The organism is Microbacterium sp. CFBP 13617 (genome assembly GCF_014839445.1).
Lineage (GTDB): Bacteria > Actinomycetota > Actinomycetes > Actinomycetales > Microbacteriaceae > Microbacterium.
The window spans coordinates 746653-767399 of record NZ_JACYNW010000001.1 but is presented as its reverse complement, the minus strand read 5'-3'; the positions used below and the strand labels follow the sequence as shown (position 1 = coordinate 767399).

Here is a 20747-nt window from a genome sequence, read left to right as displayed (position 1 = left end):
TCAGTCCAAAAAGATGTCGGGGTACATCGCGGCATCCGGCGTTCCGGGCACGGCGGCGTAGCCCGAGAAGTCCGTCACCCCGGCGGCCAGCAGCACGTCCTCGACGATCAGCGTCTGCCCGGTCCGCTCGCGCGCCGGTGCGGTGAGCACCTCGTACGCCGCGTCGGCGTAGATCTCGGGCGTGCGCGACACGGCCATGAGCCGGTCGCCGCCGATGACGTTCTGCACCGCCGCGGTCGCGATCGTCGTGCGCGGCCACAGGGTGTTGGCGGCGATCCCGTCGCCCGCGAACTCCTCGGCGAGGCCCAGCGTCGCCATCGTCATGCCGAACTTCGCGAGGCTGTACCCGGTGTGCGCCCCCAGCCAGCGAGGAGTGACGTTCAGCGGCGGCGAGAGCGACAGGATGTGGGGGTTCTCGGCATCCCTCAGCGAGGGGACCGCGGAGCGCGAGAGCAGAAACGTGCCGCGGACGTTCACGTCCTGCATGAGGTCGTACTTCTTCGTCGCGAGCTCGAGCGAACCCGACAGGTCGATGACGCTGGCGTTGTTCACGACGATGTCGATGCCGCCGAACTCCCCCACGGTGCGCCGCACGGCCTCGGTGATCGACTCCTCGTCGCGCACGTCGCCGACGATGGGCAGCGCCTGACCGCCCGCCGCGCGGATCGCCTCGGCGGCGGTGTGCACCGTGCCCTCGAGCTTGGGGTGCGGGGTGTCGGTCTTGGCCAGCAGCGCGATGTTCGCACCGTCGCGCGCGGCGCGCAGCGCGATGGCGAGGCCGATGCCGCGGCTGCCGCCCGACATGAGGATGGTCTTTCCGGCGAGCGTCACGAGCGTCCTTTCGCGGAGGCGGCGGCGAAGGCGGCGACCCGCGCTTTCGCCTCGGGGGTGTCGAAGGCGGCGCCGATCGTGGCGGCCTCGTCGGCGAGGTTCTCGGCCAGCGTGCGTCCGGCGCCCACGCGCACGAGGCGCGTCGCCTGACCGAAGGCCGTGGTCGCACCGTCGAGCCAGAACCGCGCGATCTCGTTCACGCGCGGCGTGAGATCGCCGGATGCCACGACCTCGGCCACCAGCCCCCAGTCCAGGGCCTCGGCGGCCGAGAGCATGCGGTCCTGCAGCAGCAGCTGCAGCGCACGCCGCTGACCGATCGCCGCGGGCAGCAGGGTGGAGACGCCGAGGTCGGGGGTGAGCCCGATGTTCGCGTAGCGACTGACGAAGCGGGCGTTTTCGCTCGCGACGACGTAGTCGGCGGTGAGCATGAGACCGAGCCCGCCACCCGCGACGGCACCCTGGACGGCTGCGACCATCGGCAGCGGCGCCTCGGCGAAGGTGCGGATGCCGTCGTGGATCGCCTCGGCCGTCTCGGTCACCTCGCGACCCGACGCGCCGGTCGTCGCCATGGCCACCACGTCGCCGCCCGCGCAGAACGCGGGGCCGGTGGCATCCAGGATCACCGCTCCGACGGACGCGTCCGACGTCACCTCGTGCGCGACCTCGCGCCAGCGGCGCGCCATCGGGAAATCCATCGCGTTCAGCGACGCGGCGCGGTCGAAGGTGACGCGCGCGAGCCCGTCCTCGACGTGGAGCAGGATGCCGTCGGTCATTTCGGTGCCATCCGGATCGCGCCGTCGAGGCGGATCGTCTCGCCGTTGAGGTAGCCGTTGTCGGCGATCGCGAGCACGAGACGCGCGTATTCGTCGGGGGTTCCGAGGCGGGAGGGGTAGGGCACCTGCTGGCCGAGCGAGTCCTGCGCCGCCTGCGGGAGGCCCTTCAGCATGGGGGTCTCCATGATGCCGGGGGCGATCGTGACCACCCGGATGCCGTAGCGGGCGAGCTCTCGCGCGAGGGGCAGCGTCATCGCGTGCACACCGCCTTTGCTGGCGGAGTAGGCGGGCTGGCCGATCTGTCCGTCGAAGGCGGCGACACTCGCCGTGTTCACGATGACGCCGCGGTCACCGCTCTCGGTCGCTTCGGTCTTCGCCATGACGGCCGAGGTCTGCGCGACGACGTTGTAGGTGCCGATGAGGTTGACGCGCACGACGCGCTCGAAGTCCTGCAGCGAGGTGGGCGCGCCCTCGCGGTCGAGCACCTTGGCGGGAGGCGCGATGCCGGCGCAGTTCACGACCACGCGCAGGGGGCCGGCTTCGGCGGCGCGGGCGGCAGCGTCCGCGATCTGATCGGCATCCGTCACGTCGGCCGCGACGAAGGACCCACCGAGCCCCTCGGCGACGTCGGCGCCGTTCGAGGAGGGCAGGTCGACGATCGTGACGTTCGCGCCCGCCGCGGTGAGACGGCGGACAGTGGCCAGGCCCAGGCCCGAGGCACCGCCGGTGACGAGGGCGGAGGCTCCTGCGATATCCATGCATTCTCCTTCGAAGCTGAAACCGGGTCCCACCCTAGTCGAGACTCAGGATCGCGACGAGCCCCGCCCGCGCGTGCGCCCGGGGTGGGTGCGGATGGCCGCGGTGGCCGCTCCGTCGACGAGCAGGATGACCTCTTCGGGATTCCAGTCGTACGCGGTGCGCAAGCGTTCACCGAGCGCCGTCGTCGCGTTCGGCACCGACGTCTCCACCCCGCCCGCCACGTCCGCCGCCTCGGGATCGAGGTCGCGCGCGGCGGCGCGCAGGTCGGCGAGAAGAGCGCGCATGCGGTCGGGCCCGTACGCCGCGGATGCCAGATCCCAATCGCCGAGGACGACGGCGGCGCCGGGTGCGCACCGCGTCGGGGGCTCGGCGACCCGGGGACCGAAGCGCAAACGCACCACCGACGCGCCGTTGAACAGCACGGCGAGCGCGCCCAGCACGGTGGCCGGAGCGAACGAGAAGGCCGTGAGATACAGCGGGGAGTCCCAGCCCGCGCCGAACCCGACCACGACGCGCGCGAGGCTGTACAGCGCGTAGACCGCGGTGACGACGGCGATGACCCGCAGCGGCCCCGACGGTTCCACGCGAGCGCGGATCGCCGCCCACGCGCAGGCCCCGCTGACCACCGTCAACGCCAACGCCTTCACCGCGAGCGACGTCGGCAACGGCACGGTCGCGGTGACCGTGGCCACCAGCAGCGCCAGGACGAGCGTCGCCATCGAGGTGCGAATGGCCCGGGACCCGTCGAGCACGCGCACCGCCACCAGGAGCAGGGCGGGCGCGAGCACCATCGCCACGTCTCCCGCGACCAGGGTGATCATGCCGCCGCCCGTGCCGTAGATGAGGTACATCGCGCTCGAACCGACCGCGCACACTCCCGACACCGCGGCGAAGCGCAGGAAGAGGGTCATCGCCCCGGGGGTCGCGACCCGCGGCAACGCCACGAACAGCACCGCGGCCGCGACCGCGACGCTCACCGCCAACAATCCGATCGACAATTCCATGGCATCCCCCGTGCTCATTCTGCCGCGCTCCGACCCGCCGCACGTACCCCTCGCCCCGCCCCGCCCAGCGCCCCGCCGTCTCCCCGCCCGCGCCCCGCCCGCTCCCCCGTTGAGTGTCCAAGACGCGCCGCGCCGCCCGGGCCCACCCCGGCGTGTTCTGGACACTCGACGGCATCGCCGCCGTCCGCGGGTCGCGGGGGTGCGCCGGGCACGCGAGGGTCGTGCGACGAGCATCCCCGTTGTCGGAGAACGGCACGCGACCTGAGCGTTCTCTTCCCCCCTCACCCCCCGTTGAGTGTCCAAAACACGCCGCGCGGGGCCCCCGGGCCGCGGCGTGTCCTGGACACTCAACGGAAGTCGGTCACGTCCCCACCACGCGGAACGCCCCCGTCACCACCGCCGCCGCCAGCGCGACGGCGATGAGCGCGACCGCGCCGGCGAGGGCCACGGCATCCCGACCCGACAACGTCGACGAGCGCGACCAGGTGCGCTCGACGTCGGCACCGAAGCCGCGGGCCTCCATGGCCGTGGCGAGGGTCGTGCCGCGGCGCACGGCGAAGACCAGCAGCACGAACGCCATCGACAAGAAGCGGCGCACGGCCCCGCGGTCGCCCAGACCGCGGGCACGGCGGGCCAGGGTCATCGTGCGCCAGTCGTCGACGAAGAGTCCGACCGTGCGGGCTCCGGCGAGCACGCCCAGCACGAAACGGCTCGGCAGTTTGGCGATCTGGGCGAGGGCGTCGGCGACCTCGGTCGGGTCGGTGCGGGCGAACAGCAGCAGGGTCGGTAGAGCCAGGGCGAACACGCGCAGCAGCACGGCCACCGACAGAGAGAGGGAGTCGTCGCTGATCGTGGCGAAGAGGAACGAGCCGTACACCGTTCCCCCGGGGCGGGCGTACAGCAGCATGCTCACCGCAGCGACGGGGGCGAACAGCGCGATCGGCAGCAGGCGTTTCGCGAGCGTGCGGTAGCCGACGCCCGTCAGCGGCACGAGCAGCAGCTCGAACACGATCGCGGTCGCCGCACTCACCACGTCGATCGAGGCGAGCAGGGGAACCGACAGCACGAGGGCGATGGCGATCTTCGTGACCGGGTTCACGCCGTCGAGCCAGGCGGCTCCGCGCACCTCGACGGTCACGCCGCGCCCCCGAGCGTGATGCGGTGCTGCCCGAGGTGGCGCACCACGTCGGCGTCGTGCGTGACGGCGACCACCGTGCGCCCGCGCGCGATCTCGCGCTGCAGCAGGCCGACGAGCTCGCTCCAGCCGCGGCGGTCCTGCCCGAACGTCGGCTCGTCGAGCACGATCACCTCCGGAGACGCCGCGAGCACCGTCGCCACCGACAGCCGCCGCTTCTGCCCGCCCGACAGGGTGAAGGGGTTGGCCAGGGCCAGGGATGCCAGATCCAACCGCTCCAACAGCTCGTCGACGATCGCGTCGACCTGCGCCGCCGGCATCCGCAGGGCTTTCGGTCCGACGGCGAGCTCGTCGCGCAGGGTCGCCGCGAGGAACTGGTGCTCGGGTTCTTGGAAGACCGTGCCGATCCGCGTGAGCAACTCGGTCGAGCGCCACCGCGACGGCCGTCGCCCCCCGCGGGCGGCGAGCGACTCGGCGGCGACGACCTCGCCCGACAGCTCGGGCAGGAGTCCCGCGAGCGTCAGCGCGAGCGTCGACTTGCCCGCGCCGTTGGGGCCGGTCACGACCGTGCCCGCGCCACGCGGTACGACCACGTCGAGCCCGGATGCCACGACCGTGCGCTTCTCGCGCCCGATCGACAGCGCCGCGGCCGAGAGCACGGCATCCGGGGTCTCGATCGGAGCGAGCACGGGGAGGTCGACCGGGCGACCGGGCACCCAGACGCCCGCCGCGGCGAGCGCGTCACCGTGGTCGGCGAACACCCGCGCCGGCGGGCCGTCGGCCAACACTCCGCCGCCGGGGGCGAGCACGACGACCCGTGTCATGAGGTCGGCCCAGACGGCCGTGCGGTGCTCGATGAGCACGACGGTCGTCCCGTCGCTGCGCGTGATGTGCTCGACCGCCCGGCGCACCTCGGCCACGCCGTCGGGGTCGAGGTTCGCCGTCGGCTCGTCGAGCAGCAGCAGTCCGGGGCGCATCGCGAGCACGCCCGCCAGCGCCAGACGTTGCTTCTGCCCGCCCGACAGCGCCTTGGTGGGGCGGTCGAGGGGAACGTCGAGACCCACGGATGCCACGGCCTCGGCCACCCGCGCGGGGATCTCGGCCGCGGGGAGGCCGAGGTTCTCGCATCCGAAGGCGACGTCGTCGCCCACCTTGGACAGCACGATCCCCGCCTCGGGGTCTTGCAGCACCAGGCCGATGCGGCCGCGCTGCGACTCGGGGGCGGCGCCGTCGACGAGGATGCGTCCGGTGCGCTCGCCCTCGTCGCTGCCGCCGAGCAGGCCCGCGAGTCCCGCGAGCAGCGTCGACTTGCCGGCCCCCGAGGCGCCGAGCAGCAGCACGCGTTCGCCGGGCTCGACGATCAGGTCGACGTCGCGGGTGGCGGGGAGCTTGCGGCCGGCGTAGCGCCAGCCCCATCCCTCGACGTCGACGCGGGCGGGGCCCGTCATCAGACGTCGCGGCGCAGTTCCCGCCCCACGGCGAATCGGCTGAGCGCCCCGGTGGCGGCGAGCGCACGCACGAGCAGCCAGCCGACGAGGCCCGCCAGCAGCGCGCCCGAGATCACGAGGGTGCCGAGGTACAGCAGGTTGAACTCGACGGTCTTGGCGATGTTCGGCGAGCTGCCGACGAAGAACTCCAGCACCCAGGCGCCGACACCGGCGCCGACGCCCGCGAGCATCGCGACGGGGAGCGTGAAGCGCAGGTAGAGGAAGGCGAGGAAGATCAGCTCGGCACCGAGGCCCTGCGCGAGGCCCGAGAAGATCGTGCCGATGCCCCAGGCGTTGCCGATCAGGGCCGACACGACCGCCGCGATCAGCTCGACGAGAAGGGCGGCGCCGGGCTTTCGGATGATGAGCCCGCCGATCACCCCGCCGATCAGCCAGATGCCGACGGCGATGCCGCCGAGGCCGGGCGTGAGGGCATCCATAGCGCCGAACCAGATTCCGCCGACGGTGTTCCAGCCCCAGAACACGAGACCGATCGCCACGCCCAGCACGGCGGCGACGACGATGTCGACGACGCGCCACTGGAAGCGGTTCGCGGGGGCGACCGCCGAGCGGTTCGCGGGGGCAGACGTAGACGTGTGCATTGTGCTCCTCCCTGCGCCGGCATGATCCGGATCAGGTTCGACGGTCGAAGCGTGGATTCGCTTCCTCTCAGCCCGGCTCACCGGACTCCCGTGGTTGTCGTGACGAGTATAGGGGTGCGCCCGGGGTAGCGTGGGCGGGTGCACGAGCAGACCCCGGAGACACGGCGCGCGCGGCGTGACCCGGCGGACCCCGCGCCCGAGGGCGAAGCGACACCGGATACCGAGATCCCGCCCGTGACGGCGGACGGCACGGCCACCGCGGAGCCCGGTGCAGAGGCAGCCTCCTCAGGCGCGGACACATCTGCTCCCGTCGCGGCCGGGGACCCGGCATCCACACCGCCCTCCGTCTCACCGACCTCCGACGCACCGGCCGCAGAGTCCACCACGGCCGCCTTCGCCGCCCTGGGCTGGGTCGATCCCGCCGAGGCCGGCGCCGCGCGACCCGCACCGGCGTTCGTGGTGTCGGGTGCGACCGCGCGCCAGGCCGACCTGCTCGCCGGCACCCGCCGCCGGATCCTGCGGCCGGCCACGGTCGTGCCGACCGTGCTGCTGATCTTGCTCGTCGCCGGCTACGCGGCGGCGACCCTGCTGTGGCCGCTGACCGCCGTCGCCCCCACCGTGCGCGCCGTGGCCGTGCAGCCCACGGCCGCTCCCTCCGCCGTGCCCGCCTGGCCCGCGCAAGGAGAAGCCGCGATCGCCATCGACGGCGTGCCCGAGACGCTGTCGTCGTCGGCGAGCGCGCCGGAGTCGATCGCGAGCATCACCAAGGTCGTCACCGCCCTCGTCGTGCTCGACCGACTCCCCCTGGCTCCCGGCGAGCAGGGCAAGTCGTACGCGTTCACGCAGGCCGACAGCGCCGATTACTGGCAGTACCGCGCCCGCGGCGAATCGTCGCTCGACGTTCCCGTCGACGGCAGTCTCACCGAGCTGCAGATGCTGCAGGGCATGCTCATCGCCTCGGCGAACAACTACGCCCAGCGGTTGGCATCCGACCTCTTCCCCTCGGATGCCGAGTTCGCGGCCGCCGCGAACGCGTACCTCGCCGAGCGCGACATCACCGGAGTCACCATCGTGAACCCGACGGGGATCGAGGCGGGCAACACCGCCACCCCCGCCGCCCTCATCGCGCTGGCGGAACGGGCACTGGCCAATCCCGTGATCGCCGAGATCGTGCGGACCCCCGAACTGACGCTCCCCGGTGCGGGCACGTTCAAGAACGGCAATGCGCTGTTGGCCGATCCGGGAATCGTCGGGGTGAAGACCGGCACCCTCGACGCGTGGAACCTGCTCACCGCCAAAGACATCGCGGTCGGCGGCACGACGGTGCGCGCCTACGCCGCGGTGCTCGGCCAGCCCGGACCCGACACGCGCAATCAGGCGGCGCGCGACCTGTTCACGCGCATCGAGCAGGAACTGCAGCCCAGCCCCTCGGTGACCGCCGGCACCGTCGTCGGCAAGGTCGAGACGCTGTGGGGCCCCGACATCGACGTCGTCACCGAGGCCGACGCGACCGTCGTGCTGTGGAACGGCGGCGCCGCGAAGCACACCGTCGACTTCGACCTGGGCGACGCTCGGGAGCCCGGCACCACGATCGGCACGCTGACCGTGACCGGCCCCGTCGACGCCGACACCGTCGACGCGCAGCTCACGGGCGAGATCGAACCGCCCGACCCGTGGTGGCGCCTCACCCACCCCCTCGACCTCTTCGGACTGAACGGCTGACGGTCATGGATTTTCGACTGGATGCCGCCTCCCCCACCCCGCCGTTCGAGCAGGTGCGCGCGCAGATCATCGCCGCGATCGACGACGGAACGCTCGTCGCCGGCACCCGGCTGCCGCCGGTGCGCACTCTCGCGGGCGACCTGAACCTCGCGGCGAACACCGTCGCCCGCGCCTACAAGGAGCTGGAAGAGGCGGGGTACGTCGAGACGCGCGGCCGCGCCGGCACGCTCGTCAAGGGCACCGACGCCGCATCGTCGCGCGCCGCCCAGGCGGCACGGACGTACGCCGAGACGGTGCGCCGCCTCGGCGTGGATCCGGGCGACGCGGTGGAGCTCGTGCGCGCGGCCCTGCGCGACGGCTGACGGGATCGCGGCGCTCGGCCCCCGGCGCGGAGCGTGCGCTGCGCGGGGTCTGTCGAACGGCTCGTTCGCGCGTGCGGCCCTGTCGCCCCGCTCCCGCGTGGCGGGGGCTCTGCCCCGCGGCTCGTGTCGTCGTGGCGGTCCCGGGGCGCGCCGAAGGGAGCGGACTCGCCCCGGCATCCCGAGGTCCACGGTGCACCTGGAGCCCGCCTCCTGCGATAGACATCTCCCATGCCCGATCACCACGAGCCCGGGAGCGGCACGGAGCCGGAACGGCGCGCAGAACTGGCGCGCATCGAGCGCCAGCTCTCGGAATCGGTCGAGGCCGCCCTGCGCTATCCCAACAGCCGTCGGTTCGCGATCCACCAGGACGAGCTGCAGGCGCGCGCCAATGTCATCCGGTCGCAACTCGGCGAGCCCGAACGACCCCTGGGGCCCGTGGGGGGACGCCCGGGCCGCTGGCAACGGGCGCTTCTCCTGGCCTCGCTGGCCGCGGCCGTCCTCGTCGTCGTCTGGCTCGTGGCGTCGAGCATGCTCTGACGGCCGCACGAGACGGACGACGTCCCAGCCCGGCCACGCACCTGTCCTCCACAGGCGAGGAAAGTGCAGATCCGTCCCCGGAACGCTCCTCGCGGACCGCCCAATGTCGGAGGTCCTCGCTAGCATGCACACATGCACATCGACACCTCACCGACGGGCCCGAAGGGCGGGCCGAAAGCCCTCTCCGCGGTGCTCGCCGAGGTGCTCCGCACCGGTGCCGATCTGGCCGTGGCCGAGGTTCAGCGCACCCGCGCGCTGGCCGAAGCGGGGCACCTCGCGCTCGGCGCCATGGCCGACCGACCCCCGTCGGGGCGGGTGGCCGAGATGGCGTTGCGCGAAGTGGCGTCCGAGCTCGCCGCCGCCGAGAATCTCTCGGACCGCAGCATGCAAACGCAGATCAACGCGGCGATGACCTTGGTCGACGACTACCCCGCCACCCTCTCGGCATGGGAGGCCGGCGCGATCGGTCGACCTCACGTCCGCACGATCCTCGACGCCGGCGAGCCCCTTTCTCCCGACGTCCGCGGTGAGTTCGACGTGCTGGCCGTGGCCACCGCCGAGGGGCTGAGCCCCGGGCGTCTGCGTTCGCGTCTTGCAGTCCTCGCCGAGCGGCTGCAGCCGACCACCCTCACCGAGCGCCACCAACGGGGTCGAGAGACGCGGGGCGTGCGCATCGTGACCGGTCGCGACGGCATGTCCGATCTGGTGGCGACCCTGCCGACCGTTCTGGCCGTGGGCGTCTACGACCGGCTCACCCAGCAGAGTCGGGCGCTGATCGACGCGCGCGGCGAGACCACGGTGTCGGTCGCCGACGAACGCACCATGGCGCAGGTGCGGGCCGATGTGCTGGCCGATCTGCTGCTGACCGCCGCACCCGAGGCCGATCCGACGCGGGGCGATGACGGCCCCGGCGTCCTGGGGGCGATTCGCGCTCGGGTGCAGGTCGTCGTGCCCGCGCTCACCATGATCGACCCGGGCAACGAGAACCTCGAGCCCGCCGAACTCGTCGGGCACGGCCCCATCGACGCCGATACGGCGCGCAGCCTGGCCGAGTCGACGACCGTTCCGTGGGACCGCGTCATCACGCACCCCGTCACGGGCTCCGTGCTGTGCACCGACACTTACCAGCGCACCTCCGCGATCGACCGGTTCCTGCGGGCCCGCGACCGACACTGCCGCTGGCCCGGGTGTACCGTCCCCGCGGTCCGCTCCGAGGTCGATCACACCCACGACTACGCCCTCGGCGGCGCCACCGAGGTGGGCAACCTCAGCCACCTCTGCCAGCGACATCACACGCAGAAACAGTTCACCCGCTGGACGGTCAGACAACTGGCCGGTGGGGTGCTCGAATGGACGAGTCCGACCGGCCGGGTCTACAGCGACGAACCGCTCCCCTACTCGCCGGCGGTGAGGTTCCTGCCCGCCGACCCCTCCCCGCCCGAACGGGAACGCGCCCCCTTCTGAGCGCTCTGGGGTGCACGCCCTCTGCCCGCCAATCTCCGCGCTCGGACCGACGAGTCGCACTTTGGCGCGCGGGAGCAGGACGTGGGAGTATCACGCGGGAGCAGGCCGCCGGGACGAGCCGCCGCTTCCGCCGCCTCGACTCCCGTCCTCGCTACCCGAGCAGGTCCACGATCGCGCTCCCCGAGCACCCGCCCTACGCTCGACTCCGTGCCCCTCGCCCTCGTCACCGGCGCCGCTCGCGCGAACAGCATCGCCGCGGGCATCGTCCCGCGCCTCGAGGCCGACGGATGGGAGGTCGTCACGAGCGACCTCGCGACCGGCGACTACCCGTGCGATCTGTCGAGCCCCACCGCCCCGACCGACCTGGTCGCCCGGATCTCGAGCGAACGCGGACCCCTCCACGCGCTCGTGCTCAGCCACGCGCACGACGTGGAGACGGGCATCCTCGACACCACCGCCGAGAGCTTCGACCACCACGTCGCCGTCAACGCCCGCGCCTCACTGCTGCTGATCGCCGCGTTCGCGCGCCAGGTCGATGCCGGCGGCGGCGCGATCGTCGCCTTCACGAGCGACCACACCACGGGCAACCTTCCCTACGGCGCATCGAAGGGTGCCCTGGATCGCATCGTCATCTCGGCCGCCCGCGAGCTCGGACCCCGCAACATCTCGGCCAACGTCGTGAACCCGGGCCCCATCGACACCGGATGGATGGATGCCGAGACCCGCGACGCTCTGACCGGGTACCACCCGCTCGGCCGCATGGGCACCCCGCGAGACATCGCGGGTGTCACGGCCTTCCTGCTCTCGGAGCCGGGACGCTGGATCAGCGGTCAGCTGCTGCAGACCGACGGCGGGTTCTCGGCGCGATACTGAGCGGCGCGGTACCGACCGTCGCGCCTGTGCTAACGTCACCGGCAGTGACACGGGGTGCCCTTCGGGGCTGAGAACACACCCGTCGAACCTGATCTAGTTCGTACTAGCGAAGGGATGTCGCGAATGGTCGTTCGCACGTCGTCGTCTCCGTCCGCCCCTCTCACCGCCCCCGCCCCCGCCGAGGCGCTCGCGGCGCTGCGCGAAGCCGCGCCGCTCACGCAATGCATCACCAACGCGGTGGTCACGGGCTTCACCGCCAACGCCCTGCTGGCCCTCGGCGCCGCCCCCGCGATGTGCGACATTCCGGGCGAGGCAGGCCTGTTCGCCGGCATCGCGGGCGGAGTGCTCGTGAACCTCGGCACCCCCACCGCCGAGCAGCGCGAAGCCGCCCGCGAGGCCGTTCGGGCGGGAACCCCGTGGGTGCTCGATCCGGTCGCGGTCGGTGCGCTGCCCGTGCGCACGGCGCTCGCGCACGAGCTGCTCGACGCACGCCCGGCGATCATCCGCGGCAACGCGTCCGAGATCCTCGCCCTCGCGGGATCCGGCGCCGGCGGGCGGGGCGTCGATGCGACCGACTCGACCGACGACGCCCTCGAGGCCGCTCGCGCGCTCGCCCTCCGCACCGGCGGCACGGTCGCCGTCTCGGGAGAGACCGACCTGATCGTGGATGCCGAGCGCACGGCGTCGGTGCCCGGCGGCAGCATCCTGTTGACCAGGGTCACCGGCGGCGGCTGCGCCCTGGGGGCGGCGATGGCGGCCTTCGTCGCCGTCGTGCCGCCCTTCGACGCGGCCGTGGCGGCGAGCGCGGTCTGGGCCGTCGCGTCGGAACGCGCGGCAGCGCACAGCCGGGGACCCGGGTCGTTCGCGGTGGCGTTCCTCGATGAGCTGGCCGCCGTGCGCCCCGCCGATCTCGACGGCCGGGTGCGACTCTCGTGAGCGACCTGTCGCTCCACCTCGTCACCGACCACCGCGTGCCCTTCGCTCGACTGCGCGACATCGTCGACGCGGCCGTCGACGCGGGCGTCACCGTCGTGCAGCTGCGCGACAAGGTCGCCTCGGGCCGCGAGCTGTTCGCCCGCACCCTCGACCTCGCCGATGTGGTGGCCGGTCGCTGCGCGTTCGTCGTCGACGATCGCCTCGACGTCGTGCTGGCCGCCCGCGACCGCGGCGCCCGGGTCGACGGCATCCACCTCGGCCAGGACGACGTGCCGATCGGTTCGGCGCGCGCCCTGCTGGGAACCGACGCCCTGATCGGATGGACGGCCCACACCCCCGCGCACCTCACCGCCGCGGCCGCGTTGCCCGCGGGCACGGTCGACTACCTCGGCGTCGGCGTCATCCGCGCGACGACGACGAAGCCCGACCATCCGCGACCGCTGGGCATCGACGGCTTCGCCGAACTGGCGGCCTCGACCGCGTCGCCGTGCGTCGCGATCGGCGGGATCGACGTCGACGACGTCGCCGCCCTGCGCGCGGCGGGAGCGGCGGGGGTCGCGGTGGTGTCCGCCGTGTGCGCGGCCGACGACCCGGGCGCCGTCGTGCGGCGACTGCGTGCGGCGTGGGGAGCAGAAGGGTGAACGGGTCGAGCCCGCGCGTGCTGAGCATCGCCGGCACCGACCCGACGGGCGGCGCCGGCATTCAGGCCGATCTCAAATCGATCGCCGCGTTCGGCGGCTACGGCATGGCGGCGGTGACGGCGCTCGTCGCGCAGAACACCTCGGGCGTCCGCGACGTGCACGTGCCCCCGACGGCGTTCCTCGACGCACAGCTCCGCGCCGTGAGCGACGACGTCGAGATCGACGCGGTCAAGATCGGCATGCTCGGCTCGGCCGAGGTGGTCGCGACGGTCGACGCGTGGCTCGCCGACGTGCGTCCGCCCGTCGTCGTGCTCGACCCCGTCATGATCGCCACCAGCGGCGACCGCCTGCTCGACACCGATGCCGAAGCGGCCGTCCGCGCCCTGTGCCGACGCGCCGACCTCGTCACCCCGAACCTCCCCGAGCTCGCGGTGCTCGTCGACGAGCCCGTCGCGACGACGTGGGAGGCCGCCGTCGTCCAGGCTCAGACGCTCGCGGCCTGCGCCGACACCGCCGTGCTGCTGAAGGGCGGGCACCTCGGCGGCGCGAAGAGCCCGGATGCCATCGTCGACGCCACCGGCGTGCACGTCGTGCCCGGCCCCCGCGTCGCCACCCGCCACACCCACGGCACGGGATGCTCCCTGTCGTCGGCGATGGCCACCCTGGCCGCTCACGGGCTGAGCTGGCCCGAGGCCCTGACGCGGGCGAAGCGCTGGCTCACCGGCGCGCTCGAGCACGCCGAGGCACTCCAGGTCGGCGTCGGGAACGGCCCCATCGACCACCTGCACGAGCTCCGTCCGCACATCGACCTCGGCCGCTCGTGGAGCAGCGAGCGGTGGGAGGCCACGGCCTCGACCCGCGCCGACGTCGACGCGTGCGCGTTCGTGCGGGGCTTGGCATCCGGAGACCTCGACCGCGGCGCCTTCGAGTGGTACCTCGGCCAAGACCTGCTGTACCTGCGCGAGTACGCGCGGGTGCTCGCGCGCGCCGCGGCCCTCGCCCCCACGGTCGATGAGCAACGCTTCTGGGCCACGGCGTCGGTGTCGTGCCTGGTCGAGGAGGCGGCGCTGCACCAGTCGCACGTCGACCCCGCGGGCCTCGCTCCCGCTCCCGCGACCTCGGCGTACACGGACCATCTGCACGCGGCATCCACCGCCGGGTCCTACGCGGTGCTGGTGGCCGCGATCCTGCCGTGCTTCGTGCTGTACACCGACATCGGCGTCCGTTGGCGCGGCACGTTCACGTCCGGGCATCCTTACGCGGACTGGCTCACGTCGTACGGCGACGAGGCGTTCGAGACGTCGTCGGCCGAGGCGTCGCTCATCGTGGATGCCGCCGCCCGAGAGGTCTCCGCCCGCACCCGTGCGGCGATGGCCACCGCGTACGACCGGTCGATGCTCCTCGAGCTGGCGTTCTTCGAGGCCCCGCTCGTGTGAGGGGCCGGGGCCCCTCACACGCACGCGATGCGGGGTGGGATCATCCCCCGCTCTTGCGGCGGAACTCCCTCTTGGTGACGGCTCCGTGCGTTCCCTGCACGGCGGAGTTTCCGTCGAGGTGCGCCTGACCGGAACGGTGCTGGCCGTTCTTCTTCTCGAGCGCTTCTTTGAACTTGCGCTTCATGTCGTCGGATGCCGAGGCATCCGAGGTCTCGTCGGTACTCATGCCTCCACCCTAGGCACGTGCGCGCGGGGTGTCTCGCGGGCCAGGCGAGAACGCCGCGATCGGCGAAGCGGCGGGACAGCCCCGGGAGCCCCTCCGGAGACGCCCCTCAGACGTGACGCACGCGCTGCTGCAACCGCGTGCGGATGTCGAACAGCTCGGTGCCGCCGACCTCGCGCGCCCCGGTGATGCCGCGCCGCAGCAGGGTGGTCAGGGCACTGCGCGTCACCAGCGCGACGGGGGTTCCGCGCACCTTTCCGAGCTCGGTGATGGCGTCGAGCACGGCGTCGTCGGGCAGCACGACCATCGCGCCGCTGAAGCGCACACCGGCCGCCCGCGCGATCACGCGGGCGCGAGACACGAGCTCGGTCACGGGCGACCCGATGACGTGGGCCCCCGAGATCTCGCCGCGGCGCACCCCGACGGGGCCGCCGAAGTCCTCGCTCAGCAGGGCGTACAGTCCGCTCGGGCCGAGCACGAGATGGTCGAGCTTCTGCTCGGGATCACGCCCGTCACGATCGGCGAACACGTCGTGCCACACGGTGTAGCCCATGCCGAGCTCCGAGACGAGACGCGCGGTCTCTTCCTCGGCGAGCGCGTCGGCGAGGATGTGGCGGATCTCGGGCGGCGCCGAGCGCACGAGCGCCGGGTCGTACGGGTCGGCGATGTCGACGCCGCGGCCCACCCACTCGCGGATGAGGTCGAGGTACCTCTCGCGCCGCCACCCGCCGGGCTGGCCGTGCGATCGGGCGCGCGGGCGCGTGTCGGCGGGGCGGGAGGGACCGGATGCCGAGACCCCGCCGCCCCACTCCCCGGGCACCGTTCCGCGACCGCGGTCGTAGGCGCTGCGGGCATCGGGCGTACCGATGAGCTCCCACGCGCGCTGCACCTGCACGAACAGGGCGGCGTCGCCGCCCGTGTCGGGGTGCGTCTCGCGCAGGCGCACGCGATACGCGCGACGCAGGCCTTCGTCGTCGACGTCGGGCGCCACGCGGAGCACCTCGTATGCCGAGGACGACATGGGGCTGTCGAACACGTCCGTCTTCCGTTCCGCCGCGGGCGAGCGGCACCTCTCAGGCTAACCCGCCGAGATCCCCCGGGGTCGCGAGCGCCACCCGGTCGCTCAGCGCCGCCGATCCTTCCGCCGCGCGTACGCCGCCGCATCGCGGCTCGACAGTGCCAGCAGCACGAGCACGTCGAGGCTCAGGGTCGCCAGCGTCGTGCGCACCGTGATCTCCTCCCCCAACTGCCACCAGCCGGTGAACGCCGCCGAGATCGACACCACCGAGATGAGCATCACGGCCACGCGGGCGAGGTTGCTCCCCCACAGCAGCAGGATGCCGAACACCACCTGCACCACGAAGATCGTCGCGAGCACACCGGCGAACAGACCGAAACCGACGTCGAGGTCGGACAGGGTCAGGGTGTCGGGCTCGATGGCCGAGCCGTTCGCCGCCCCCGCCACCGCCCGCATCCACGACGGGAGCCCGAACACGACGGTCGCTCCCCAGAGCACCCCGGCCACCGATCGCAGCAGCACCAGCACCGCACCGGCGACCGTCGCGACGGGGCGACGCATGGCCGGGTCGACGGGGACGGGGGCGGCGAGGGGTTCGAAGGCCGCGCGCTTGCGGGGATGCCGAGTGATCACGGTCGCACCTCCGTCGAGGCGGCGGGGGTCACGGCATCCGGGATCTGCACGGCCCGCACGTCGATGATCGGCAGGTCGCCGTCGGTGGTGATGCTGTCGCCGCCGCCGTTGCGCGAGTGGTACCCGGTCGCGAAGTCGCGGATGACGTCGACCGCCACCGCGGGCACGGCGGTGACGCTGGCGACGATGTGGTCGCGCTCGATGTCGGTGTCGGCGTCGATGCGGTGGGTCACCTGCAGTGTGAACAGCGACAGGCCCACGGCCCGGTCGAACGTGCCGGCGGCGAGCCAATCGACCCGACGCCCTCCCGGCAGCAGCCACCCCTCGGGGCACCGCCACAGGCGCACGTGGTGGCGTTGGGCGGGAGAGCCCGCGACCTCCTGCTGGTAGGCCAGGTCCTGCATACGTCCGAAGAGGAAGAGCGGGCTGACGGGGGCTCGCGGATAGCTGCGGCGCCGCAGCGTCGAGGCGATGATGCGCCACGACGAACCCATGCTCACCGGGTCGGCGGGGATCCAGCCGGCCTCGGCCATGACCGCTTCGATGCGCGCCCGGTCGCCCTGGAACGCGAGGTTGACGGGGTCGCCGAGCAGACCGTCGGAGGTGCGGGTGCGGCCCATGAAGTAGTCGGGCACGTAGATCGCGGTGAGGATCCGGTGCAGTCGCGGCAGCACCAGGTAGGCGAGCAGACCCCAGAACGCGATCGCCATGAGCACCCCGCCCCACCCGAGCCGGAACGACTGCGTGAAGCTCAGGTAGGCCAGCCAGATCGCGGCGAGACCGGCGAACACGAAGAAGAACCCGTCGAGGGCGTGTCCGAACGACCAGCGTCGTCGCGGCGCGGTCATCTCGTCGCCGCCCGCGAGTCGCTCCCCGCGCCGAAGGCCGGGGGCACGGCGATCACGGGAACAGAAGACGTCACGGCCGAGGGCACGGCGATCACGGGAACAGGGGACATCATGGCCGGGTCACCACAGCGCCGGGTTCGGCTCGTACGCGAAGGCCTCGGCCACGCGGTCGGTGGGGAGATCGTCGAGGCGGGCCGGCGACCACGACGGCGAGCGGTCCTTGTCGACGACCTGCGCGCGGATGCCCTCCACCAGGTCGGGCTGCGTCTGGGCGAACCACATCACCAGGCCGTATTCCTGGGCGAGGGCCGCGCGCAGCGACGGCAGGGCGCGCGCCCGACGCACCGCCTCGAGCGTCACGGCGAGCGCGGTCGGCGCCGACGCGGCCAGCAGCTCGGCCGTCTCGCGGGCCTCGGGCTCGGGCCGCGCACGCAGACGGTCCACGATGGCGGGAACGTCGTCGGCCGCGAACGCGTCGTCGATCCATTCCCTCGCCGCGATCAGCCTCGACGGCTCGGGGCTCTCGTCGAACAGCAGCACGAGCTCCGTCGGGCTCGACGGGTCGGCGCGGTTCTCGAGGGCTTCGTACAGGGCCTCGAGGTGGGCGGCGGGCACCATGTGGTCGGCGAAGCCGGCGTAGATCGCGTCGGCGGCATCCATCGACCCCCCGGTCAGCCCGAGGTACTCGCCCAGGCGACCGGGCGCGCGAGCCAGCAGCCAGGAGCCGCCCACGTCGGGGGTGAAGCCGATGCGCGTCTCGGGCATGGCGAGCCGCGACCGGTCGGTGACGACGCGGATGGCCGCGTGGCCGGCGAGGCCGATGCCGCCGCCCATGCACACGCCGTCGGCGATCGCGACGACGGGCTTGGCCGAGGTGGCGATGAGGTGGTCGAGCGCGTACTCCTCGCGGAAGAACGCGTGCACCTCGTCGCCGCGGCCGCCGACGACCATCTCGTGCAGGGCGCGCACGTCGCCGCCGGCGCAGAACCCGCGCTCGCCGGCCCCGTCGAGCAGTACGACGTCGACGTCGGTGTCGCGCTGCCACCGGTCGAGAGTGAGGGTCAACGCGCGGATCATGTCGAGGTCGAGCGCGTTGATCGCGCGCGGACGATTCAGCGTCAGACGACCGAGGCCGCGCCTCGACCGCACGAGGACGCTGTCGTCATCGGTTCGCTGAGCGTGCACGGTGCCACGTTACACACGCCCCGAGATGGGTTTTCGGCCTCGGATCGGGGAAGATAGGCGGAACGCCCATCGAACGAGAGGTGCCCGATGCCCGACGGACAGGTGCTCGAGCTCAATGGGCTCACCAAACGCTTCGGAGCCGTCTCGGCGGTCGACGGCCTCGACGCCCGCATCGAGCCCGGCCAGGTCACCGGCTTCCTGGGCCCGAACGGTGCCGGCAAGACCACGTCGCTGCGCATGCTGCTGGGTCTCGTGCAGCCCACCGCGGGCACCGCCACCATCGGCGGCAAGCGCTACGCCGACCTCGCCTCTCCGCTGCAGAGCGTCGGCGCCGCCCTCGAGGCGTCGAGCTTCCACCCCGGCCGCTCGGCCGCCAACCACCTCAAGGTCTATGCGCGCGCGGCGTCGCTGCCCGTCTCGCGCGTCGACGAGGTACTGGGCCTGGTCGGTCTCGCCGACGTCGCCGGACGCCGCGTGGGCGGCTTCTCGCTCGGCATGCGCCAGCGCCTGGGCCTGGCCACCGCGCTGCTCGGCGACCCCGGCGTGCTCGTGCTCGACGAGCCGTCGAACGGCCTCGACCCCGAGGGCATCCGGTGGATGCGTTCGCTGCTGCGTCACCTCGCCGAAGAGGGACGCACGGTGCTCATCTCGTCGCACCTGCTCGCCGAGGTGCAGCAGACCGTCGACGCGCTGCTGATCATCTCGCGCGGTCGCCTGGTGTTCCAGGGCGGGGTCGAAGACCTCGCCGACCCCGAGGAGTACGCCACGGTCGTCGACTCCCCCGACCGCACCGCCCTGTCGAGCGTGCTCGACGAGCGCGGCATCGACTACCAGCTGCTGCGCAACGGCTACACGATCCGCCACCACGAACCGGTCGAGATCGGCGCCCTCGCCGCGGGCGCCGGTATCGCCCTGTCGAACCTGCAGAGCAAGGGCGCCAGCCTCGAAGACATCTTCCTCGAGCTCGTCAGCGGCGTGCGCGTGCACGCGAGCGCTGCGGCGGGCGGCGCTGCGGCGGCTCCTGCTCCGACTCCGGATGCCGAGACCCCCGCCCCCGCGTCCACGCTGGCGCCCGAGCCCGTGCTCGCACCGGCGGCTGCCTCGACGGCGACGACTGCCACAGCCGACGAGGTCTCCCCCCGACCCCACGAGTTCGACGACGACGATCCCCGCCCCTCGACCGCGATGGTCGCCGTCATGGCCCCGCCGCGATCCGCGCGCGTCACCGCCTCCGAGGGGGCGTCGTCGAGCGACGACTCACCGCGCCGCTCGTACTCCGTCGCCTCGACCGGCGTGATCGATATCGTGCCCACCGCCGACCTCGACCACACGGACCAGACAGACCACACGGGGGTGCAGCGGTGAGCCTCGTCGCAGCGACACGATCCGAGTACACCAAGCAGTTCACCACCGCCGGCTGGTGGGTGCTGGCGATCGTCCTCGTCGCCTACGTCGCCTTCACGGCCGGCGTGCTCGCCTTCGTCTTCGGCGGCGTCGCCTCGGGTCGCCTCGGCGGCGCCACCGGCCCCGCGATGTCGGCCGAGGGCGTTCCGGGCCTCGTCTACAGCTCGGCCAGCGCCGTCGGGTACGTGTTCCCCCTCCTCGTGGGCACGCTCATGGTCACGACCGAGTTCCGTCACAAGACGCTCACGCCGACGTTCCTCGCCACCCCGCGCCGCGGCGTGATCCTGGGCGGCAAGTTCGCCGTGGGCGTGCTGGTGGGCCTGCTCTACGGCATCCTCGGTTCGGCCGCCGCGATCGGCGCGGGCGCCGGAGTGCTGAGCATCTTCGGCATCGACACCGCCCTCGGCTCCGCCGACACCTGGGAGCTCGTGGGCCGCATGCTGCTGGCCTTCGCCCTGTGGGCGCTGGTGGGCATCGGCGTGGGCACGGTGGTGCGCAACCAGGTCGCCGCCATCGTCATCGTGCTCGCCATCACCCTCTTCATCGAGCCGATCGTGCGCACCATCGGCGGCGTGGTCGAGGGCTTCGACGACGTCGTGAAGTGGTTCCCCAGCGCCGCGAGCGACGCCCTGGTCGGCCAGACCATCTTCAGCTCGGTGTCGACCACCGGCGCGTCGACGCTCGACTGGTGGGTCGGCGGCCTCGTGCTGCTCGGGTACGCGGTGGTGCTGGTGGTCGTGGGGATGCTCACCACCTGGCGCCGCGACATCGACTGATCGGCGATCGCCCGGCGCGCACCGACGCCGCTCGCCGACCGCGGCGCCCGTCACGGGCGACGCCGCGCAGACCACGCCGCCCGTGACGGGCGACGCCG

General features: G+C 72.9%; 22 protein-coding genes and 2 riboswitches. Of the genes, 10 read left to right on the top strand and 12 right to left on the bottom strand.

The features are described 5' to 3' along the window. The 7 genes from IFU40_RS03445 to IFU40_RS03415 form a co-directional block, all read right to left on the bottom strand. On the bottom strand, positions 1-831 hold the full coding sequence (locus IFU40_RS03445; RefSeq protein WP_191925378.1) for an SDR family oxidoreductase: 831 nt from the start codon (positions 829-831) through the stop codon (positions 1-3). Further along, positions 828-1604: an enoyl-CoA hydratase/isomerase family protein gene (locus IFU40_RS03440; protein WP_191925377.1), complete on the bottom strand. Its 777-nt coding sequence runs from the start codon at positions 1602-1604 to the stop codon at positions 828-830. The genes IFU40_RS03445 and IFU40_RS03440 overlap by 4 nt, the downstream gene beginning before the upstream one ends. After that, the gene (locus tag IFU40_RS03435) at positions 1601-2362 is read right to left on the bottom strand and encodes an SDR family NAD(P)-dependent oxidoreductase (protein WP_191925376.1); all 762 of its coding nucleotides are present in this window, start codon (positions 2360-2362) and stop codon (positions 1601-1603) included. The genes IFU40_RS03440 and IFU40_RS03435 overlap by 4 nt, the downstream gene beginning before the upstream one ends. A gap of 45 nt (positions 2363-2407) precedes the next feature. Continuing rightward, positions 2408-3367 (bottom strand): hypothetical protein, encoded by a 960-nt coding sequence (locus IFU40_RS03430; protein ID WP_191925375.1) that lies wholly within the window; start codon positions 3365-3367, stop codon positions 2408-2410. Between the two features lie 361 nt (positions 3368-3728). Continuing rightward, a complete protein-coding gene (locus tag IFU40_RS03425; RefSeq protein ID WP_191925374.1) occupies positions 3729-4505 on the bottom strand; it encodes an energy-coupling factor transporter transmembrane protein EcfT in 777 nt (258 codons plus the stop codon). Beyond that, positions 4502-5950: an ABC transporter ATP-binding protein gene (locus IFU40_RS03420; RefSeq protein ID WP_191925373.1), complete on the bottom strand. Its 1449-nt coding sequence runs from the start codon at positions 5948-5950 to the stop codon at positions 4502-4504. The genes IFU40_RS03425 and IFU40_RS03420 overlap by 4 nt, the downstream gene beginning before the upstream one ends. Continuing rightward, positions 5950-6591 carry an ECF transporter S component gene (locus tag IFU40_RS03415; RefSeq protein WP_191925372.1) on the bottom strand — a complete coding sequence of 214 codons (642 nt, stop codon included), beginning with the start codon at positions 6589-6591 and terminating at the stop codon, positions 5950-5952. Before IFU40_RS03415 ends, IFU40_RS03420 begins: the two co-directional genes overlap by 1 nt. Beyond that, a riboswitch (TPP riboswitch) is annotated at positions 6583-6693 on the bottom strand. It overlaps the preceding gene by 9 nt. Positions 6694-6729: 36 nt before the next feature. On the opposite strand from IFU40_RS03415, the gene IFU40_RS03410 reads away from it, so the two are divergent. From IFU40_RS03410 to thiD, 8 genes are all read left to right on the top strand, one after another. Beyond that, on the top strand, positions 6730-8313 hold the full coding sequence (locus tag IFU40_RS03410; RefSeq protein ID WP_191925371.1) for a D-alanyl-D-alanine carboxypeptidase: 1584 nt from the start codon (positions 6730-6732) through the stop codon (positions 8311-8313). Positions 8314-8318: 5 nt separating this feature from the next. After that, positions 8319-8675: a GntR family transcriptional regulator gene (locus IFU40_RS03405; RefSeq protein WP_055832787.1), complete on the top strand. Its 357-nt coding sequence runs from the start codon at positions 8319-8321 to the stop codon at positions 8673-8675. A 228-nt stretch (positions 8676-8903) separates the two neighbouring features. Further along, a complete protein-coding gene (locus tag IFU40_RS03400) occupies positions 8904-9212 on the top strand; it encodes a hypothetical protein (protein WP_191925370.1) in 309 nt (102 codons plus the stop codon). Positions 9213-9344: 132 nt separating this feature from the next. After that, on the top strand, positions 9345-10676 hold the full coding sequence (locus IFU40_RS03395; protein ID WP_191925369.1) for an HNH endonuclease: 1332 nt from the start codon (positions 9345-9347) through the stop codon (positions 10674-10676). 207 nt (positions 10677-10883) lie between these two features. Then, positions 10884-11549, top strand: a complete 666-nt coding sequence (locus tag IFU40_RS03390; protein WP_191925368.1) for an SDR family oxidoreductase — start codon at positions 10884-10886, stop codon at positions 11547-11549. Between the two features lie 40 nt (positions 11550-11589). Further along, a riboswitch (TPP riboswitch) is annotated at positions 11590-11681 on the top strand. Beyond that, the gene (thiM, locus tag IFU40_RS03385; protein ID WP_055940938.1) at positions 11673-12485 is read left to right on the top strand and encodes a hydroxyethylthiazole kinase; all 813 of its coding nucleotides are present in this window, start codon (positions 11673-11675) and stop codon (positions 12483-12485) included. It overlaps the preceding riboswitch by 9 nt. Further along, positions 12482-13126, top strand: coding sequence for a thiamine phosphate synthase (gene thiE / locus IFU40_RS03380; RefSeq protein ID WP_191925367.1), 645 nt, complete (start codon positions 12482-12484; stop codon positions 13124-13126). Before thiM ends, thiE begins: the two co-directional genes overlap by 4 nt. Further along, a complete protein-coding gene (thiD, locus tag IFU40_RS03375) occupies positions 13123-14562 on the top strand; it encodes a bifunctional hydroxymethylpyrimidine kinase/phosphomethylpyrimidine kinase (RefSeq protein ID WP_191925366.1) in 1440 nt (479 codons plus the stop codon). The genes thiE and thiD overlap by 4 nt, the downstream gene beginning before the upstream one ends. Positions 14563-14602: 40 nt before the next feature. Here the strand turns inward: thiD and IFU40_RS03370 are convergent, their stop codons facing one another. From IFU40_RS03370 to IFU40_RS03350, 5 genes are all read right to left on the bottom strand, one after another. Beyond that, positions 14603-14788: a DUF5302 domain-containing protein gene (locus IFU40_RS03370; RefSeq protein WP_055832781.1), complete on the bottom strand. Its 186-nt coding sequence runs from the start codon at positions 14786-14788 to the stop codon at positions 14603-14605. A 106-nt stretch (positions 14789-14894) separates the two neighbouring features. After that, positions 14895-15821 carry a DnaJ domain-containing protein gene (locus IFU40_RS03365; protein ID WP_191925365.1) on the bottom strand — a complete coding sequence of 309 codons (927 nt, stop codon included), beginning with the start codon at positions 15819-15821 and terminating at the stop codon, positions 14895-14897. Between the two features lie 87 nt (positions 15822-15908). Then, the gene (locus IFU40_RS03360; protein WP_191925364.1) at positions 15909-16436 is read right to left on the bottom strand and encodes a hypothetical protein; all 528 of its coding nucleotides are present in this window, start codon (positions 16434-16436) and stop codon (positions 15909-15911) included. Next, positions 16433-17284, bottom strand: a complete 852-nt coding sequence (locus IFU40_RS03355) for an LssY C-terminal domain-containing protein (RefSeq protein ID WP_191925363.1) — start codon at positions 17282-17284, stop codon at positions 16433-16435. Before IFU40_RS03355 ends, IFU40_RS03360 begins: the two co-directional genes overlap by 4 nt. Positions 17285-17404: 120 nt before the next feature. After that, positions 17405-18469: a 3-hydroxyisobutyryl-CoA hydrolase gene (locus IFU40_RS03350; RefSeq protein WP_191925362.1), complete on the bottom strand. Its 1065-nt coding sequence runs from the start codon at positions 18467-18469 to the stop codon at positions 17405-17407. An 87-nt stretch (positions 18470-18556) separates the two neighbouring features. Here IFU40_RS03350 and IFU40_RS03345 point away from each other — a divergent pair, with 87 nt between their 5' ends. Next, positions 18557-19834 (top strand): ABC transporter ATP-binding protein, encoded by a 1278-nt coding sequence (locus tag IFU40_RS03345; RefSeq protein WP_191925361.1) that lies wholly within the window; start codon positions 18557-18559, stop codon positions 19832-19834. Next, positions 19831-20649 (top strand): ABC transporter permease, encoded by an 819-nt coding sequence (locus IFU40_RS03340; protein ID WP_055940919.1) that lies wholly within the window; start codon positions 19831-19833, stop codon positions 20647-20649. The genes IFU40_RS03345 and IFU40_RS03340 overlap by 4 nt, the downstream gene beginning before the upstream one ends. The last annotated feature ends 98 nt before the right edge of the window (positions 20650-20747 follow it).

Coding starts and splice junctions, on each gene's coding strand:
- IFU40_RS03395 (WP_191925369.1), top strand. CDS start 9,345: ATGCACATCGACACCTCACCGACGGGCCCGAAGGGCGGGCCGAAAGCC.
- IFU40_RS03405 (WP_055832787.1), top strand. CDS start 8,319: ATGGATTTTCGACTGGATGCCGCCTCCCCCACCCCGCCGTTCGAGCAG.
- IFU40_RS03440 (WP_191925377.1), bottom strand. CDS start 1,604: ATGACCGACGGCATCCTGCTCCACGTCGAGGACGGGCTCGCGCGCGTC.
- IFU40_RS03355 (WP_191925363.1), bottom strand. CDS start 17,284: ATGACCGCGCCGCGACGACGCTGGTCGTTCGGACACGCCCTCGACGGG.
- IFU40_RS03400 (WP_191925370.1), top strand. CDS start 8,904: ATGCCCGATCACCACGAGCCCGGGAGCGGCACGGAGCCGGAACGGCGC.
- IFU40_RS03420 (WP_191925373.1), bottom strand. CDS start 5,950: ATGACGGGCCCCGCCCGCGTCGACGTCGAGGGATGGGGCTGGCGCTAC.
- IFU40_RS03415 (WP_191925372.1), bottom strand. CDS start 6,591: ATGCACACGTCTACGTCTGCCCCCGCGAACCGCTCGGCGGTCGCCCCC.
- IFU40_RS03370 (WP_055832781.1), bottom strand. CDS start 14,788: ATGAGTACCGACGAGACCTCGGATGCCTCGGCATCCGACGACATGAAG.
- IFU40_RS03430 (WP_191925375.1), bottom strand. CDS start 3,367: ATGGAATTGTCGATCGGATTGTTGGCGGTGAGCGTCGCGGTCGCGGCC.
- IFU40_RS03345 (WP_191925361.1), top strand. CDS start 18,557: ATGCCCGACGGACAGGTGCTCGAGCTCAATGGGCTCACCAAACGCTTC.
- IFU40_RS03435 (WP_191925376.1), bottom strand. CDS start 2,362: ATGGATATCGCAGGAGCCTCCGCCCTCGTCACCGGCGGTGCCTCGGGC.
- thiM (WP_055940938.1), top strand. CDS start 11,673: ATGGTCGTTCGCACGTCGTCGTCTCCGTCCGCCCCTCTCACCGCCCCC.